Annotated in this window: 17 protein-coding genes and 1 tRNA gene; 5 read left to right on the top strand and 13 right to left on the bottom strand. The window is 53.9% G+C overall.

Annotated elements, in window-relative coordinates:
• Positions 1–21 precede the first annotated feature (21 nt).
• The 4 genes from HZS52_RS18020 to HZS52_RS18005 all read right to left on the bottom strand — a co-directional run bounded on the left by HZS52_RS18020 (position 22) and on the right by HZS52_RS18005 (position 3697).
• Complete coding sequence (locus HZS52_RS18020) at positions 22–753, bottom strand: RNA methyltransferase (protein ID WP_027959272.1); 732 nt, start codon at positions 751–753, stop codon at positions 22–24.
• A 200-nt stretch (positions 754–953) separates the two neighbouring features.
• Positions 954–2597, bottom strand: coding sequence for a chaperonin GroEL (gene groL / locus HZS52_RS18015; RefSeq protein WP_041158428.1), 1644 nt, complete (start codon positions 2595–2597; stop codon positions 954–956).
• Between the two features lie 85 nt (positions 2598–2682).
• A complete protein-coding gene (locus HZS52_RS18010; protein ID WP_027959273.1) occupies positions 2683–2976 on the bottom strand; it encodes a co-chaperone GroES in 294 nt (97 codons plus the stop codon).
• 235 nt (positions 2977–3211) lie between these two features.
• Positions 3212–3697, bottom strand: a complete 486-nt coding sequence (locus HZS52_RS18005; protein ID WP_190373294.1) for an FxsA family protein — start codon at positions 3695–3697, stop codon at positions 3212–3214.
• A 181-nt stretch (positions 3698–3878) separates the two neighbouring features.
• Between HZS52_RS18005 and HZS52_RS18000 the strand changes: the two genes are divergently transcribed.
• Positions 3879–4640 (top strand): SDR family oxidoreductase, encoded by a 762-nt coding sequence (locus HZS52_RS18000; RefSeq protein WP_027959275.1) that lies wholly within the window; start codon positions 3879–3881, stop codon positions 4638–4640.
• Between the two features lie 111 nt (positions 4641–4751).
• Here HZS52_RS18000 and HZS52_RS17995 read toward each other — a convergent pair whose 3' ends face one another.
• The 3 genes from HZS52_RS17995 to HZS52_RS17985 all read right to left on the bottom strand — a co-directional run bounded on the left by HZS52_RS17995 (position 4752) and on the right by HZS52_RS17985 (position 6868).
• The gene (locus tag HZS52_RS17995; protein WP_027959276.1) at positions 4752–5738 is read right to left on the bottom strand and encodes a hypothetical protein; all 987 of its coding nucleotides are present in this window, start codon (positions 5736–5738) and stop codon (positions 4752–4754) included.
• Between the two features lie 49 nt (positions 5739–5787).
• A complete protein-coding gene (locus HZS52_RS17990; protein WP_190373293.1) occupies positions 5788–6447 on the bottom strand; it encodes a hypothetical protein in 660 nt (219 codons plus the stop codon).
• Between the two features lie 336 nt (positions 6448–6783).
• Positions 6784–6868: transfer RNA gene (locus tag HZS52_RS17985), tRNA-Leu, on the bottom strand.
• A gap of 83 nt (positions 6869–6951) precedes the next feature.
• Between HZS52_RS17985 and HZS52_RS17980 the strand changes: the two genes are divergently transcribed.
• Positions 6952–7656 (top strand): ComF family protein, encoded by a 705-nt coding sequence (locus tag HZS52_RS17980; RefSeq protein ID WP_223827959.1) that lies wholly within the window; start codon positions 6952–6954, stop codon positions 7654–7656.
• Between the two features lie 54 nt (positions 7657–7710).
• The gene (locus HZS52_RS17975) at positions 7711–8685 is read left to right on the top strand and encodes a serine/threonine protein kinase (RefSeq protein WP_190373292.1); all 975 of its coding nucleotides are present in this window, start codon (positions 7711–7713) and stop codon (positions 8683–8685) included.
• 48 nt (positions 8686–8733) lie between these two features.
• Here the strand turns inward: HZS52_RS17975 and HZS52_RS17970 are convergent, their stop codons facing one another.
• Positions 8734–9294: a hypothetical protein gene (locus tag HZS52_RS17970; protein WP_009286567.1), complete on the bottom strand. Its 561-nt coding sequence runs from the start codon at positions 9292–9294 to the stop codon at positions 8734–8736.
• Positions 9295–9685: 391 nt separating this feature from the next.
• On the opposite strand from HZS52_RS17970, the gene folE reads away from it, so the two are divergent.
• Both folE and HZS52_RS17960 read left to right on the top strand, forming a co-directional pair.
• The gene (gene folE / locus HZS52_RS17965; protein WP_022523664.1) at positions 9686–10237 is read left to right on the top strand and encodes a GTP cyclohydrolase I FolE; all 552 of its coding nucleotides are present in this window, start codon (positions 9686–9688) and stop codon (positions 10235–10237) included.
• Positions 10238–10357: 120 nt separating this feature from the next.
• Entirely contained in the window at positions 10358–11815 is a 1458-nt protein-coding gene (locus HZS52_RS17960; protein WP_190373291.1) for an NAD-dependent succinate-semialdehyde dehydrogenase, read from the top strand.
• Positions 11816–11967: 152 nt separating this feature from the next.
• Here HZS52_RS17960 and purH read toward each other — a convergent pair whose 3' ends face one another.
• From purH to accC, 5 genes are all read right to left on the bottom strand, one after another.
• Positions 11968–13584, bottom strand: a complete 1617-nt coding sequence (gene purH, locus HZS52_RS17955; RefSeq protein ID WP_190373290.1) for a bifunctional phosphoribosylaminoimidazolecarboxamide formyltransferase/IMP cyclohydrolase — start codon at positions 13582–13584, stop codon at positions 11968–11970.
• Between the two features lie 49 nt (positions 13585–13633).
• Positions 13634–14002, bottom strand: coding sequence for a DNA-binding transcriptional regulator Fis (gene fis, locus HZS52_RS17950; RefSeq protein WP_022523661.1), 369 nt, complete (start codon positions 14000–14002; stop codon positions 13634–13636).
• Complete coding sequence (gene dusB, locus HZS52_RS17945) at positions 13999–15036, bottom strand: tRNA dihydrouridine synthase DusB (RefSeq protein WP_159176745.1); 1038 nt, start codon at positions 15034–15036, stop codon at positions 13999–14001. Before dusB ends, fis begins: the two co-directional genes overlap by 4 nt.
• A 113-nt stretch (positions 15037–15149) precedes the next feature.
• Positions 15150–16064, bottom strand: coding sequence for a 50S ribosomal protein L11 methyltransferase (gene prmA, locus HZS52_RS17940; RefSeq protein ID WP_190373289.1), 915 nt, complete (start codon positions 16062–16064; stop codon positions 15150–15152).
• Positions 16065–16192: 128 nt separating this feature from the next.
• Positions 16193–17533 (bottom strand): acetyl-CoA carboxylase biotin carboxylase subunit, encoded by a 1341-nt coding sequence (gene accC, locus HZS52_RS17935; RefSeq protein WP_027959283.1) that lies wholly within the window; start codon positions 17531–17533, stop codon positions 16193–16195.
• Between the last annotated feature and the right edge of the window lie 2 nt (positions 17534–17535).

The following is a 17535-nucleotide window of genomic DNA, read 5'->3' as shown; positions in this document are numbered from 1 at the left end:
TTAGTCGCTTTAACTCTATCACTATTTAGGCAGATGACTTTCAAACGCGCTTAATAGCCCACGCAGAAGCGAAAGCTCTTTGCGGCTGGGCTGAGCGCGAGCGAATAGGGCTTGAAGCTGCTCTTCAGTGCGGGCATGTGGCTGGGTTAAAAAGCCACTTTCCTGCATTAAGCGGCCCAGATGCGCTTGAAAGTGTAAGAACTGTTCGCGGCTGGGTGGCGTTGCCTCCAGCGGGCGCTGATAAGTAAAACCGCTCCCATCACCTTTACGCCAGGCGCGATGTACTTCATAAGCGAGTATCTGTACTGCCTGGGATAGATTCAGAATACCGTAATCAGGGTTGGCAGGAATGCTGACCTGATGCGTGCAGCAGCGAATCTCATCGTTAGTCAGCCCCGAACGTTCACGCCCAAACACCAGTGCCACCGGCGCCGTTTGAGCGTTCTGGATGACGTCTGTTGCCATCTCATCAGGTTCGTCAAAGTGGGGAAGGGGCAGGCTGCGCAAGCGTGCACTGGCACCCACGACCTGCACGCAGTCGTTGACGGCTTCCTCCAGCGAGGTAACCACCCGCGCACTCTCCAGGACATCAGTGGCACCCGCCGCTAGCCGATTCGCTTCTTCATCGGGGAATAGGCGCGGATTAACCAGCACCAGCTCGGTCAGGCCCATGGTTTTCATGGCTCGCGCGGCAGCGCCGATATTGCCGGGATGGAAGGTCTGAACGAGTACGATACGGATATGCTGCAACATGCGCTGGTGCCCAGTAGTGAAAATGTAGCTTAAAAAAATCGCCCAGATAGTAGCACGTTCGGCCCTGGAAATGGCTGACAAAACGCTATCGACAACCTCACGCCTGTAGGCGCCTCAAAACGCAAGAACCCCGCACAAGGCGGGGTTCTTGTTGACAGCTAAATGCTAGCCGTCGATAGAGCGAAGGGCTCAGGGGTGCATTACATCATGCCGCCCATACCACCCATTCCGCCCATGCCACCCATATCGGGTGCAGCGTCTTTCTCTTCCGGATCTTCTGCGATCATGCACTCAGTGGTGATCATCAGGCCAGCAACAGAACCAGCGGACTGCAGTGCAGTACGGGTTACTTTCGCTGGATCCAGGACGCCCATTTCAAACAGGTCGCCATACTCACCGGTTTGTGCGTTGTAGCCGAAGTTGCCTTCGCCATCTTTCACACGGTTAATCACAACGGCAGGCTCTTCACCAGCGTTGGAAACGATTTGACGCAGTGGTGACTGCATAGCGCGTAGCGCCATGTTGATACCGTGATTCTGGTCTTCGTTATCGCCAGTAAGGCCCTGTACTTTGGCCATTACGCGAACCAGTGCAGTACCGCCACCTGGCACCACGCCTTCTTCAACGGCTGCACGAGTAGAGTGCAGAGCGTCTTCAACACGGGCTTTCTTCTCTTTCATTTCCACTTCGGTGGCAGCACCGACGCGGATAACGGCAACACCGCCTGCCAGTTTGGCAACGCGCTCTTGCAGTTTCTCTTTGTCGTAGTCAGAAGAGGTGTCTTCGATTTGCGCGCGGATCTGACTAACGCGTGCTTCGATATCGCCTTCTGCACCAGCACCATCGATGATAGTGGTGTTTTCTTTAGACATCGTCATGCGCTTAGCAGTACCCAGGTGATCCAGGTTGGCTTGCTCAAGCGTCAGGCCGACTTCTTCAGAAATGACCGTGCCGTTAGTCAGAATAGCGATATCCTGCAGCATGGACTTACGACGGTCGCCGAAGCCCGGTGCTTTAGCAGCGGCTACTTTAACGATACCGCGCATGTTGTTTACAACCAACGTTGCTAGGGCTTCGCCTTCGATATCTTCAGCGATGATGGCCAGTGGCTTGCCTTGCTTGGCAACGGCTTCTAGCACCGGCAGCAGCTCACGGATGTTGGAGATCTTTTTATCCACTAGCAGGATGTAGGGATCTTCCAGTTCAACCGTCATGGTGTCCTGGTTGGTAACGAAGTAGGGCGAGAGGTAGCCGCGGTCAAACTGCATACCTTCAACGACTTCCAGCTCGTCTTCAAAGCCACGGCCTTCATCAACAGTGATGACGCCTTCTTTGCCGACTTTTTCCATCGCTTCGGCGATGATTTCACCGATGCGTTTGTCGCCGTTTGCAGAGATAGTGCCTACCTGAGCAATCGACTTGGTATCGGTGCAAGGTACCGACATGGCTTTGATTTCTTTAACCGCAGCGTTGACCGCTTGGTCGATGCCGCGCTTAAGATCCATCGGGTTCATGCCCGCCGTCACGCCTTTCAGGCCTTCAGCGATAATGGCCTGGGCCAGAACAGTAGCGGTAGTCGTGCCATCGCCTGCAGCGTCAGAAGTCTGTGAAGCGACTTCTTTCACCATTTGCGCGCCCATGTTTTCGAACTTGTCTTTCAGTTCGATCTCTTTGGCAACAGAAACACCGTCTTTAGTAACGGTGGGGGAGCCGAAAGATTTTTCCAGTACTACGTTACGGCCTTTCGGGCCGAGGGTAACTTTTACCGCGTTGGCGAGAACGTCGACACCGCGGGCCATGCGTTTACGAGCATCATCGGAGAACTTAACTTGTTTAGCTGACATATCTGCTACTTCCTAATATTGAATGCAAAAACGTGAAAGTAAATAGTCGAAGCACTGGTTAAATAAGTACCAGCTGCAACGATGCTTAGCCTTCAACAACGGCAAGAATATCGGCTTCGCTCATGATCAAGACTTCTTCGCCGTCGATTTTTTGCTTCTCGACGCCATAGCCATCTTTAAAGATCACGTTATCGCCAACCTTAACGTCTAGCGGACGGACATCGCCATTTTCCAGAATGCGACCATTACCGACGGCGAGTATTTCACCGCGTGTCGGTTTTTCTGCTGCATTGCCCGGAAGCACGATGCCGCCTGCGGTTTTTTGCTCTTCTTCAACGCGACGGACGATGACACGATCGTGCAAAGGACGGATATTCATTCACGTTCTCCTGAGTATGGTTGAAGCCCTGGTGAGGGCGGTTAGCCTAAAAGTGTTCTCGAGGGAGTAACCCGCGAGAAGTGAAGACCTCACGGTCTTCTTTGTTAATGGCAGCTACCGTCTCGATCGCTGCCGAATTTGTGTGCTGAATGAAAAATGGGGGCTGCGAATGGCCTTTCAAGGGGGCGAGTAATAAAAAAATTGCTTTTCCGCTGAATTTCTTCCGAAGAAAACCTCAGCGACGGCGTGGGGGCTCATCTCGACTAATAAAATCACCTTCAATCGGGCCATCCTGTTGTGAAGACTGGCTGTTTTGATATTCATTGGGCCGAGCTGATGAAGCGCTGGGGCCTTGCTGTTGTCCGGCAACTTTTTTAAGCCCCAGCCAGGTAAGTGCTTTGAACATCAATTGCCGCGCGCTGGGGATCAAGCATGCCAAGCCTACTGCATCAGACAAAAAGCCTGGGGCCATTAATAAGGCACCGCCGAAGATAAGTGCAGCGCCAGTTAATAGCTCACTGGAGGGGAGTTCACCAGCCTCCATGCGCTGGCGTGTCCGCGCAAAGGTGGATACACCCTCTTTACGAATCAGGTGTAGCCCGGCAAAACCTGTGCCGAGCACTAAAAGTAGGGTGGTGAGTAGGCCGATCTGGCTGCCAATCGAAAACAGAACCACAAAATCCAGTAGAGTGAAAAGTGATATAAAAATAAGAATAGGCATGGCTAACTCCCGAAAAAGCGACTCGATAACAGTCGTAAATGCGTAATATGGTGACATAAATATAAATAGCAAGCAGCTGACATGGCGTATTCCAGCGATGATGTAGCTCGATTTATGTCCATAATTCTTCTATGCTGCGATGCACAATGAAGCTGGTTTAATCTTTTGTAAGGAGTCACGAATGGTACTTACTGATAAAGTCATTGCAGTCACGGGTGGGGCGCGAGGGTTGGGTTATGCCATGGCGCTGCGCTTGGGCAGGCAGGGTGCACGCATGGCGCTATTGGATATGAGCGCTGAAGCGCTTGATCAGGCAGTATCGCAACTTGCCGCTGAAGGTATCGATGCCCAGGCGTTTGTGGTGAATGTCGCCGAAGAAGCCTCCGTGACTCAGACGTTTGCCGATATCGCGCAACGCATGGGGCCTATCAGCGGTTGTGTCAATAATGCGGGCATTACCCAGGATGCGCTGCTGGTAAAAGCCAAAGAGGGGCAAGTGGAAAAGCGCATGTCCTTAGAGGCTTGGCAAAACGTTATTAATGTCAATTTAACTGGCGTTTTCCTGTGTGGTCGCGAAGCCGCCACTCAGATGATTGAAACCGGACATGAAGGCGTGATCGTCAATATCTCCAGTATTTCCCGGGCAGGCAATATGGGGCAAAGCAATTACGCTGCCGCAAAAGCGGGCGTACATGCGTTGACAGTCACTTGGAGCCAGGAGTTGGCACGCTATGGTATTCGTACCGGCACCGTAGCGCCTGGGTTTGTGGCTACCGAAATGACCGCTGCGATGCGTCCTGATATGTTGGAGCGTATCTCGTCAAGCGTGCCGTTAAAGCGTTTGGGTGAGCCCGATAATATTGCCCAAAGCGTTGCCTTTATTATGGAGAACGACTACTTCTCTGGGCGCATCATCGAGTGTGACGGCGGTTTACGGCTGTAGTTTCTTGGCCGTGGTAAGACAAAGGCGTGTTACATAGGTGGGCGGCTCTAAAAGGCCGCCCGCGTTGCGTGTGTAGATGAACGTGTGAACTCACTCATCTGTACATAACGCTTAAAAGTAGTCGTGGCTAATTTTGCGCTGAAAATACATCTCAAGGCGCAGGGTCATCGCCCAGCGTGGGTCGTAGCTGACATCGCGCTGGAAGTGTAGCTCCGGAATCACATCGGCGAATAAAATACCTTTATGAAGATCACGGCGGTAGCGCGTCTGAAGGTAGTAATTAGTCATGCGAGGATTGGACACACTTTCGCCGATGGCGATAGCCGAGTAGCGCAATGCACTGCGGCGGTTGATGCGGTGATTGATTTCGGCAACTTCACTGTACTCCAGTTTGTCTTCTTCCTCGCGCCACTGAACTGTCGAGATAAAGCGTAAATGGCGGCGTTTGCTCAACGGTCGGCCGACATCCCAGCGTGTGCGCGCTGAGTAGCCTTCATTGTTGAACCATGAGACGCGGTTATTTGACTCAAGCTGCCACGGCCCTTCACCCAGTTGCCACAGGCGCTCGCTGGTAAAACGCACGTAGGGGTCAAGAGGGAGGCGCAGGCGAACACCGGCACCTACTCGATTGCTCCAGTTTTCGCGTTTATCTCGGCTTTCTAACCAATCCAGGCCGAGCGTAGAGCTGCGACGGTCACGCTGGTCATTGGCAAGGCGCCCAGAGCCCTGCTCTTCTAGGGTGCCTTGCGACTCTTCCGGGTCACTCTCGATGACCAGTCGCAGGCGATCCTCTGAGGTAGGTAGGTCAATACGGTAACGAAGGGTGGTGTCGCCGCGGGTGCCATCCCCCTCCATCCAATCAATCTCTTGGCCGAAACGTAGATAGGACTCGTTGTTGACCTGCATATGGTCGTCAGTGCCAAAGAATCCATCGATGCGGCGCGATGTGTTATCAACCCAGTTGCCTACACTTTCACGAAACGGCTCAATGCGCTCTTCCGCCCACTCGGGTAAGTCACTATCTTCCTCTTCGGCATACACATTCGTCGAAACCGTAGTGAGTAGGCCAAGCCAGCAGAGGGTTAACAGTTTATGCATCGTCGATAGTCTCGGTAATGGGGCGTCGCTGCTTAACAATAGCGTTTATTTAGCGTGCTTTATGGGTCTCGATCTCTTTTGCCCACTCCAGCACACGCTTGCGTTGGCCACGGCTATTGAGTCGATCCGTATCGACGCTCGCCGGGATAAGCTGGTGATTGGGTGGCGCGTTAAGGTCGAGGTTAAAGGTTCGTGACGCGCCTGTCGGCATATCCTCGGAGCCATAAATAGCGATAACACGAATTTCAAGCTGAATATTCTGCTCTTGCAGTAGATTATCATCGATTTCCCAATAATCTTTAACCTGATTCACAATATCACCAAACGATTGAATGTTCAGATAATCCCCGGAAGCTAACGGGCCTTGATGAGTGCGGTAGCTGGGTTCTTGTTGCTCACCTTTCTGTTGGCTACCCGTTTGCTGTTCACCACCGTGCTGCTGGTACTCCACTACGTCAAGGGAGTAACTGCCCTTTTGGGTATGCAGTACCGCTACCAGGTGTTGAACATAGATCGCTTCGCTGCTCATATTGCTAATTAAGCAGATGGAGTCCACGCCGATACCCTTGCCGCGATTAATGATCACGCGGGGGCGACGCTGTCGCACATAGCCGTTATAAAGTAGCTGGGCGTAAAATACCCATACAAAGAGTGTGCAAATGCTCGCTACAGCCGAGATTGCCTGAGCATTATCGTTGAGCCATTCCATTATATGAGATCCTTCTCATTGTTATTGGTGTTAATCCCTGACGCGGGCTTTTGAGGATAGCCATTGAGGGAGGTTGGGTAGCATTATTTAGGAATAGAGACTAGCGGAAAAGTGGGGGTAAGTCAGCCAAATCGGCCTTTGATAGAGGTAGTATTGAGCAAATACCAGGCACACAAAAAAATGGCCTTAAGCCATGGGTATTTTTCAAACGAAGAGAAGGTGTTTTGCGAAGAATACTGACCAAAAGCTATCCAAGTAGCGCTAACATCAAGCTGTTTGGAAGCTATTCAAAATACAAGAGGGGCTGTGCTAACCTCTTGAAAACTAACAAGTAATTGGTGCGGATGGGGAGACTCGAACTCCCACACCTTACGGCACTAGAACCTAAATCTAGCGTGTCTACCAATTCCACCACATCCGCTAAGACGAGGCGTATATTATCAACTTTGTGATAGAAGTCAATCAATGATTTGATATTAATGCATATGGCAGTCAGGAGAGGGCATGGCATTAAAGGGGTGGCTACAGTGGGGTAGTAATTGGGTAAAGCAGGCCATGCCCGGCTACTGCGCATTTTGTTTGGCGCCGGCATCCGCAGGGCAAGGGTGGTGCGCAACCTGTTTGTACGAGCTGCCGTGGAACCTACATGCCTGTCGCCAATGCGGTGACCCAGTTGCTCATGGTACGAGCTTGTGTGGGCACTGCTTAGTTGACCCACCGGCATTTTCGACCACCCAAGCGGGGCTGTTGTATCAAGGGGCGATCAAACAGTTGGTGCATGATTTTAAATTTCATGCTTCTCCGCGGGCGGGCACGCTATTGGCTGAATTGATGCTCTTAACCCCGCCGATAGACCTGGGAAACGCACTTCTATCAGTGCCTATGACTACCACGCATGCGTGCACCCGAGGATTTAACCAGTCGCACTGGTTGGCCGAACATCTCAGCCGCCAGCTTGGGGTGCCAATGGTGACTGCCAAGCGAGTAAAGGATTCCCCCTCTCAGCGCACGCTGAACCGCCGCCAACGGGCTGCCAACCTGGAGGGTGCCTTTGTCTTTGAATCACCGCCCCCGGCGCATTTGTTAATAATCGATGATGTGGTCACCACCGGATCCACAGGCAACGCATTAGGGCGCGCTGCGCTGGAGGCAGGTGCCAAACGTGTTGATATTTGGGCGGCCGCACGGACACCGTTAGGTAAGGATTGATAGAATAGTCTTTTCGCTTATTCATTAGCTCTTTCGCCAACCCAGGAGTGGCCTATGTCACACCCGTTTAGCTCTCTTTCGCCTGATTTAGTGATGTCTGCAGTGGAGTCGCTGGATATTTGGCCTGCAGGCGAGCCTTTTGCGCTAAATAGCTATGAAAACCGTGTACTGCTATTTCGCGATGACGATGGCAAGAACTGGATTGTTAAGTTTTATCGGCCTGATCGTTGGTCAGACAGTGCGATTCAGGAAGAGCATGATTTTCTGCAGGAACTGGTAGACCAACAGGTGCCGGTCGTTGCCCCTTGGCGTGATAAGGCAGGGGCGTCTTTACACTATTTTAAGGGCTTTCGGTTTACGCTGTTCCCCCATTGCCCCGGCCAGGCGCCAGAGCTTGATAATCCATCGCACCTATTTGCCATGGGGGAGTTGCTGGGGCGGTTGCACCAAGTGTCAGCTAAAAAAACCTTTCAGCATCGCCCGCGTTTAGAAATGGCGAGCGGTATTCTTGATGCTCAGCAGCGCGTGCTGGCCAGCAATTGGATGAGCCGTCATCAGCGCCGGGCCTATGACCGTGTGATCGAAAAGGTTCACCAGCAGCTCCTAAAACATAATGTGCCCGCCAGCAGCATGATTCGCTGCCATGGCGACTGCCATTTGGGGAATGTGCTGGGGCGTGACGAGCAGTTTACCCTGGTCGATTTTGACGACTGCACCATGGCGCCCGCCATGCAGGATATTTGGATGCTACTGCCCACCGATGACCCGCAGGGATGGCGATCGCAGTTAAGTGAAATTACCGAAGGGTATGAAGAGACGTGCCCGTTTCCTAGCGAGCAGATGGCGCTTATCGAGCCGCTTAGGAGTTATCGGCTGATCAGGCACTCAGCGTGGCTGGTATCACGTTGGGAGGATCCCGCTTTTCCTCGGGCGTTCCCCTGGCTGGCGGATAGTGGCTACTGGGATCAGCATATCCGCCAATTAGAGCAGCAGTGCCTGCAGTTAGAGAACCCACGCTGGCTGGCGTAATGAGCTTTCAGCTCACCACTGACTTGTTATGGCGATATTAGAACAAGGTCAATCAGGCACGGCTTCGTCGCGCGGCACAGGGTTGGCGATACCTTCTCCGTCTGCTTGGCGACGCTGTTCGTTAAGCTCTGCAGACGGATTGTCCAGTTCTTCAATCTCTACGGGTTGATCCAGTGTGAGAAGGAATGTCTGACCAGGGGAGAGTGCGCACTGTGAACCTTCGCAGGCGATACCATATTGGCCATCTTCGCCATAAGCGCTGGCGCTAAATTCGCCAGTGAAAATATCGCTGTCAGCGTCGTGTGTTTCAATACAGGTCGCCTCTTGGGTGGTAACGCGAATGCGCTCATCAACCCGTTGCGCCCTGCCTACGATAACGCAGTATTCCGGTAAAGAGTGTGAGGCGCTAGCAGCCTGAGTAGGGTGTAGCAAAATATCGTTAAGGCGCGTTTGGTTTGATTCAAACGCAAGCTCTTCCACAACCTCTACGCCGACGGTTGCTTCATTGGGCAGCGAAAGCGTAGCGTCTGCAGCGGTAGCCAAGAGCGGTGTAGCAAGAAAGGGGGCTGCAAGGGCGGTTAACCACAAAGGCGTTGGCTTGAATGACATGGCGAGCTCTCAATGTTGGCGCCTGCAATAAAGGCAGTTAAATAAAAACGCTTTATTATATCACAGGCATTGGGGGGACAAATTGAGTGGCGCGGCGCTCTGACGCAGTTCAAGGCTGTGCAAAAAAGCCCCTGAGTGAGGGCCAGCAGTTTTCGTACAAAGCCTGGGGAGCCACAGGCAGCCTAGATGCGGTAAAATACACTCTTTGCTTAATACTCGTTGTGCAGTGCTTTTTTAAAGTATACCTTTTGTACAATGAAGGTGGTGGATGACGCTGATTAATGTCCTCCTAATAATGATGTTACTTTTCATGCGCAAAAGGGGATGACCTTGGTGACCGCCTGGAAGCGATTGCGCATCGTTTTTGAGATAGCTATTGATGAGGCTAAATATGTCCGATGATATCGCCGAGCACTACCGCCAGATAATCTCAGCACTTGGGGAAGACCCCGCCCGGGAAGGTCTGCGAGATACGCCTAAACGTGCGGCCAAGGCCATGCAGTTTCTCAATGCGGGCTACACTCAGTCATTGGACGACATTATCAATGGGGCGGTGTTTGAGTCGCAAACGGATGAGATGGTGTTGGTAAAAGACATTGAGCTCTACTCAATGTGCGAGCACCACCTGTTACCGTTCATAGGCAAATGCCATATCGCCTATTTGCCTAACGGCAAAGTGTTGGGGCTATCTAAATTTGCCAGAATCGTCGATATGTATGCTCGCCGTATGCAGATTCAGGAGAACCTAACCCGCGAGATTGCAGAGGCGGTGCAGGAAGTGACCGAGGCAAAGGGCGTTGCTGTGGTTATTGAAGCGCGGCACCTCTGCATGATGATGCGTGGCGTGGAGAAGCAAAACTCCAGCATGACATCGTCTGTCATGCTGGGTGGATTTCGTCAAAACCAAGCAACCCGGCAAGAATTTTTAATGCTCATTAGCTAACGTTTACGGCTGTCATTGACCGATTATGCACGCCGTAAATTTGGTTTAAAGGGGTGTTTCGTCTTAGCATGAAGACGTTAATGAGCCTACAAGGCCATCATTTTTGGTCAGGAGCCTGTCATGGAAGCGCTTAAAGAAACACAGCTATATTGCCCCTTTGCCTATATTGACGGCAGTTGGGTCGCGGCAGATAGCGGTGAGCAGATCACGGTATTGAATCCGGCCACCGGTGAAGCGATTGGCGATATACCTCGCTTGGGTAAAGCCGAAACCGAACGGGCCATTGATGCGGCGGACGCTGCGCTACCGGCTTGGCGGGCGTTGACTGCTCAAGAACGCGCTGACTTGCTGATGAAGTGGCACGACCTGATGTTGGAGCATCAGCAGGATTTAGCCATGCTGATGACATTTGAGCAGGGCAAGCCACTTAAAGAAGCTGCGGGCGAAATTGCCTATGCAGCCAGCTTCTTACGCTGGTTTGCCGAAGAGGCGCGGCGCGTTTATGGCGAAACGATTCCCGCTGCGAACGCCAATCAACGTATCGTCGTCACCAAGCAACCCGTTGGTGTTGTGGGTGCGATTACGCCCTGGAATTTCCCGGCGGCGATGATTACCCGTAAAGCCGGGGCTGCATTGGCCGCTGGCTGCACGATAGTGGTGAAGCCCGCTAGCCAAACGCCATTTTCCGCAACGGCCTTGGCGCTGTTGGCTGAGCGGGCAGGCATCCCACGCGGTGTCTTTAATGTGGTGCCAGGTAGCGCTAGCGATATTGCCCAAGCGATGACCCAATCTCCCAAAGTGCGCAAGATCACCTTTACGGGTTCGACTGAAGTGGGGCGCAAGCTGATGGCCCAAGCGGCGGAACATATCCAAAAAATATCGCTAGAGCTAGGCGGCAATGCGCCCTTTATCGTGTTTGAGGATGCCGATTTAGACGCCGCTGTGGAAGGCGCCATGGCCGCTAAATTCCGTAACGCCGGGCAAACCTGTATCTGCACTAATCGCTTCCTGGTTCAGTCCAGTGTAATTAACGCCTTTTGTGAAAAGCTGGCTGTTGCCATGAACAGCGAGCTGCATGTGGGTGATGGCACCAAGCCCAATATTAATATTGGGCCGCTTATCGATGAAAATGCTGTTAAGAAAGTCAGTGAGCATGTGCAGGACGCCATTGATAATGGCGCTGAGCTGCTGTTAGGTGGGCATCCGCACCCGCTGGGGGGTAATTTCTTCACGCCTACGCTGATCAGTTTTGCCACTGACAAGATGAAGGTGGCCCACGAAGAGACCTTTGGCCCGCTAGCTGCTGTCTTCCCGTTTGATGATGAAGAGACCGCTATTGAGATGGCCAACGATACCCAGTATGGCCTGGCGTCTTATTTCTACTCCCGTGATCTTGCGCGCGTATGGCGTGTCGCCGAGGCGCTGGAGTACGGTATGGTGGGTATTAATACTGGCGCCATTTCTAACGCTGCTGCGCCCTTTGGGGGGGTAAAAGCCTCGGGCCTAGGCCGCGAAGGTGGTCATCAGGGCTTGGAAGAGTATCTGGAAACCAAGTATCTGTGTATTGATCTGGGCTGAAAGGCTCAATATTGGCTAGAAACTCGATATTGAGTCGATAGGCAGTGATTGATTAGCGTTTATTGATGATAGTAAGAAAGCCCCTTAGGCATGCTCCTATCAAAAGAGCGCCTAAGGGGCTTTGTGTTTCTAATCTGGGTTATTTAGCGGACTTAGTGGCGGAAGTGGCGCATACCGGTAAATACCATGGCAATGCCTGCTTCGTTGGCGGCGTCGATCACTTCCTGATCACGCATGGAACCACCGGGCTGAATAACCGCGGTAATACCTGCCGCTGCGGCAGCATCGATGCCGTCACGGAAAGGGAAGAAGGCATCAGACGCCATCACTGAGCCGGGAACAGAAAGGCCTTCGTCTGCGGCCTTGATGCCTGCAATTTTAGCCGAATAAACACGGCTCATTTGACCCGCGCCAACGCCCACCGTTTGGCCCTCTTTGGCATACACAATGGCATTGGACTTAACGAATTTAGCTACCCGCCAAGCAAAAGCAAGGTCACGCAGTTCCTGCTCGCTGGGAGCGCGCTGACTGACCACGGTCAATTCGTCGCGGGTGACCATTCCATCGTCACGTTCCTGCACCAGCAAGCCGCCGTTGACGCGCTTAAAGTCTAGTGCAGGCTGTTGCTCGCCGGGCCTGTGAGCGCTGACGTCCAGTAAGCGTACGTTTTGCTTATTAGCCACGATCGCGGCGGCTTCATCGCTGACGCCCGGGGCAATAATCACCTCGACAAACTGGCGGTCAATAATCGCCTGGGCGGTTTCGGCCTCTAGCGGCGTATTGAAGGCGATAATGCCGCCAAACGCGCTGGTAGGGTCGGTGGCAAAGGCTTTGTCGTAAGCTGCTAAGGCGGTTGCACCAATGGCGACGCCGCAAGGGTTGGCGTGCTTAACAATCACGCAGGCCGTCTCGCTAAACGCTTTTACGCATTCAAATGCAGCGTCAGTATCGGCGACGTTGTTATACGAGAGGGGTTTGCCCTGAAGCATTTTTGCCGTGGCAACGCTGGGTTCGCTTGCTTGAGGATCAACGTAGAAGGCTGCCTGCTGATGAGGATTTTCGCCGTAACGCATGTCCTGCTTTTTATCGAGCTGTAGGTTAAAGGTGCGCGGGAACACTTGATCGGCCGTATTGACTTTGCGACCAAGGTAGTCAGCAATTGCGCCGTCATAACCGGCGGTGTGCTCAAAGGCTTTAACCGCTAAGTCAAAGCGCGTAGCGCTACTGACCTGACCATCTTGGGCGGCCAGCTCGCCCAGCACTCGCGCGTAGTCACTGCTATTGACGACGATCGTGGTGTAGGCGTGATTTTTGGCGCAGGCGCGAACCATGGTGGGGCCGCCGATATCGATATTCTCGATAGCATCTTCAAGTGTGCAATCGGGCTTGGCTACCGTGGCGGCAAAGGGGTAGAGATTGACCACCACCATGTCGATCGGCGTGATATCGTTCTCAGCCATGACCGCATCATCCTGGCCGCGACGAGCCAAGATGCCGCCGTGAATTTTCGGGTGCAGCGTTTTAACGCGGCCATCCATGATTTCGGGGAAGCCTGTGTGCTCAGACACTTCTTTCACGGCAATAGCATTTTCTTGCAGTAGACGGAAGGTGCCACCAGTGGAGAGGAGTTCAACACCGTGCTCAGTGAGGCCCCGAGCAAATTCCACAATGCCGGTTTTATCAGAAACGCTCAGCAGGGCGCGGCGGACGGGAGTGGCGTTGCTGTCAGTCAGGGAAGGATTATCAGCCATGAGAGGGGTATCAGCCATTAGAGTGCTCGTGTGCAGAGTCGAGAATTAAAAACAACAACGCCCCTGGTTATGGGGCGTCACCTTCGATAAGTCCGTATAGCTTGAGTTTTTTGCGCAGGGTGCCACGGTTTAGCCCTAGCGCATCGGCGGCACGGGTCTGATTGCCGTCGGTGTGCTCCAAGACGCAGGCAAGTAAAGGCGCCTCAACTTCGGCCATCACCATGGCGTATAGATCGGTCGCCTGGCTGCCATCTAAATGTTCAAAGTAGCGTCGCATGGCCGTTTCCACTGCCTCCCGAAGCGGCTGCGGCGGTGAGTTGGCTGCAGGATCCGCTAGCGTGCCTGCTAAATGGGAGTAACTATCGCTGGAGCCGACATCATTGGAATAGCTATCGCTTGAATAGGTGTCGCTAGAGAGAAGATCGCGTTCGGTCATGCAGCAAGGTTTCCTTTGGCTAGCAAACGCGAGGCGGCGCCGGGGGCCATCGCGTTGTTGATCCAATCAAATTGCGTTTCAGGTGACGCTAACGCATTGAACTGCTGCTTAAGCGCGCGCTGTTGGGGCGGCGTAAAGCGTTGGTCATCGCTGAGGTACCAGCCGACATGCTTGCGCGCGATACGTACACCCATGGTGGTGCCATAGAACTCATGCAGCGCCTCAACGTGCCCGTGGAGCACTTGGTGACGCTCCGAAAGATTTGGCAGTGCCATCCGCTCTCCATGCTGGAGGTAGTGGCTGATCTGTTGAAATATCCATGGGTTGCCCTGCGCAGCGCGGCCTACCATCACGGCATCAGCGCCGGTATAAGCGAGTACCTCGGCGGCTTTTTCCGGACTTGTTATGTCGCCGTTGGCAATCACCGGGATCGATAGGTGAGATTTAATCTCGGCAATTGTGTCGTACTCTGCTTTTCCAGTATAGCGCTGCTGGCGATGACGGCCATGTATCGCTAACGATTGAATGCCGGCTGACTCGGCGAGCCGGGCAATGCGCAGGGCGTTGTTGGATTCGGCACACCAGCCCGTGCGTATTTTTAGCGTCACGGGTATATCAACTGCTGCCACTACTGCATCGAGAATTTCGGCCACCAAGGCTTCATCTCGAAGGAGCGCCGACCCTGCCGCCTTGTTACATACTTTTTTAGCTGGGCAGCCCATATTGATATCGATAATCTGGGCGCCCAGCTCGGCATTCAAACGCGCCGCCTGGGCGAGCATTTCAGCGTCGCCTCCGGCAATTTGCACCACTCGCGGGTCAGGTTCACCGCGGTGATCCATGCGCAGCTGCGATTTACGAGTATGCCACAAACTAGGGTCTGAAGTGACCATTTCGCCCACTACCCAGCCAGCCCCAAGCCGCCGGCATAGCTGGCGAAAAGGTCGGTCAGTGACGCCAGCCATGGGCGCAAGCATTACTCGATTAGGTAATGCAAACGGGCCAATGCTGGCAGGTAGTGTGGTTAACGTCATGGCGTCAGACTTTGTTGGTTTTAAGCTATGGGTGCAGTGCTAACGGCGAGTAGGTGTTTCAAGGAGGCGTATGATACGCCTACTCGGTGGTGGGGTGAAGGCCAATTGCCGCTTTAACGTGGACGCAAGCCACTAAGCCGCACCCAGCCTTCGCGAATCACCGGTTCATCCATAGCAATGCCTTGCGCTGCATAGGCCTCGTAAACCTCATTGGCCTGGTTTGCCAACACCCCCGATAGCGCAATGCGCCCACCTGGCGCCACGTGCCCGGCAATCATTGGCGCTAGTTCGACCAGCGGCCCCGCTAAAATATTGGCGGTTACGATAGGATAGTCACCGCCGTCGCTTAACTGCTCAGGGTAGTAGAGGTTTAGGTCCGACTCGGCAATACCATTCCGTTCGGCGTTGTCTCGGCTGGCCTGCAGCGCCTGGGGATCAATGTCGGTGGCGTCGGCGTGGCTAGCGCCCAGTTTGAGCGCGGCGATAGCGAGAATGCCAGAACCGCAGCCCACATCCAGTACGGTTTGCTGAGCTAGGTGACCGGTTACGGCCAGCTCATCCAGCCACTCAAGACACAGCGCTGTGGTGGGGTGCGTACCGGTACCAAAGGCGAGGCCCGGGTCGAGTATCAGGTTAACGGCGTCGGCCTCGGGTGGTTCGTGCCAGCTGGGTACAATCCAAAGGCGTTGACCCATGCGCAGCGGCGTGAAGTCATCCATCCACTCGCGCTCCCAATCTCGATCAGCGAGCAGCTCATACTCGATGGTCGGGCAGGGCTCTCCAGGTATCTGCTCTGACCAGGCGGCCTCGATACGCTCCAGCATGCTCTCGACCCCCTCCAGGTCATCGTATAAGCCGGTAAGGATGGTATCTTCCCACAGTGGTGTGGTGCCACGCTCTGGCTCAAATACCGGATCATCGTGGGCATCCTGAAGACCAATAGCCGTTGCGCCTTCGTCAAGCAGTAGTTCTTCTAGGAACTCTGCCTGTTCGGGGGCGACGTGGGCTTTGAGTTGAAGCCAGGGCATGGAGGTTCTCCGCAAGGCGAATTAAAGACAAATACAGTACAGACACATGGAGTAAAGACAAGGACGGGGTGGACATGGCCACCCCGCTGGGTATCACACAGTGCGCTGGAAAGCGCTTGGCTGCTGCATTAGCTGCCGAGTTTCTTTTCCAGGTAGTGAATGTTGACACCGCCTTGACGGAAGTAGCTGTCGCGAACCAAATCCTTTTGTAAGTCGATATTGGTTTTAATGCCTTCCACCAGCAGCTCGTCGAGGGCGTTACGCATCCGTGTCAGGGCTATTTCACGATCCGCGCCCCAACTGATCAGCTTGCCGATCAGAGAGTCATAGTGCGGCGGCACGGTGTAGCCGGTATAGAGATGGGAATCCATCCGCACGCCGAGGCCACCCGGTGCGTGAAACAGCGTTACCTTGCCGGGAGACGGCATAAAGGTACGCGAGTCTTCGGCGTTAATACGGCACTCGAAGGAGTGGCCGTTGAGTTGCACGTCTTCCTGGCGAATCGACAGCGGCAGGCCTGAGGCAATACGCAACTGCTCTTTGACGATATCCACGCCAGTGACCATTTCGGTGACCGGGTGCTCGACCTGAACGCGGGTATTCATCTCGATGAAGAAGTATTCGCCATCTTCATACAAGAATTCAAAGGTGCCCGCACCACGGTAGTTGATCTTGATACATGCCTGGCGGCACGCTTCAAGCACCTGGGCGCGGGCATCTGGGTCAAGGCCTGGCGCCGGGGCTTCTTCAAGCACTTTCTGGTGACGACGTTGCAGCGAGCAGTCGCGGTCATAAAGATGGATCGCGTTACCCTGGCCGTCGGCTAATACTTGTACTTCCACGTGGCGCGGCTTCTCAAGGAATTTTTCCATGTAGACCGTGCCGTCACCGAAGGCGGCGTGGGCTTCAGTGCGGGTAACGGTAATCGCCGAAAGGAGATGGCCTTCCGTGTGCACTACGCGCATACCACGACCACCGCCGCCAGAGGCCGCCTTAATGATCACCGGGTAGCCAATGCGACGTGCCGTGGCGAGATTCGTTGCGTCATCATCACCCAAGGGGCCGTCTGAGCCTGGCACCGTGGGAACGCCCGCTTCCTTCATCGACTGGATGGCGCTGACTTTGTCGCCCATCAGACGAATCGTCTCGGCGCGGGGGCCAATAAAGGTAAAGCCTGAGCGCTCAACCTGTTCAGCAAAGTTGGCGTTTTCAGACAAAAAGCCATAGCCGGGGTGAATGGCGGTCGAGTCGGTGACTTCGGCTGCACTGATCAGGGCCGGAATGTTTAAGTAAGACTGCGCTGACGATGCCGGGCCAATACACACGGCTTCATCCGCCAAGCGAACGTGCATCAGTTCACGATCAGCTTTGGAGTGTACCGCTACGGTTTTGATGCCGAGTTCTTTACAGGCCCGTAGGATACGGAGGGCAATCTCGCCGCGGTTGGCGATAAGTACCTTGTCCAGCATGG

The sequence above is a fragment of the Vreelandella titanicae genome (genome assembly GCF_014697095.1).
Taxonomy (GTDB): Bacteria; Pseudomonadota; Gammaproteobacteria; order Pseudomonadales; family Halomonadaceae; genus Vreelandella; species Vreelandella titanicae.
The sequence above is the reverse complement of the archived record's forward strand: the minus strand, read 5'-3'. Positions and strand labels throughout refer to the sequence as shown.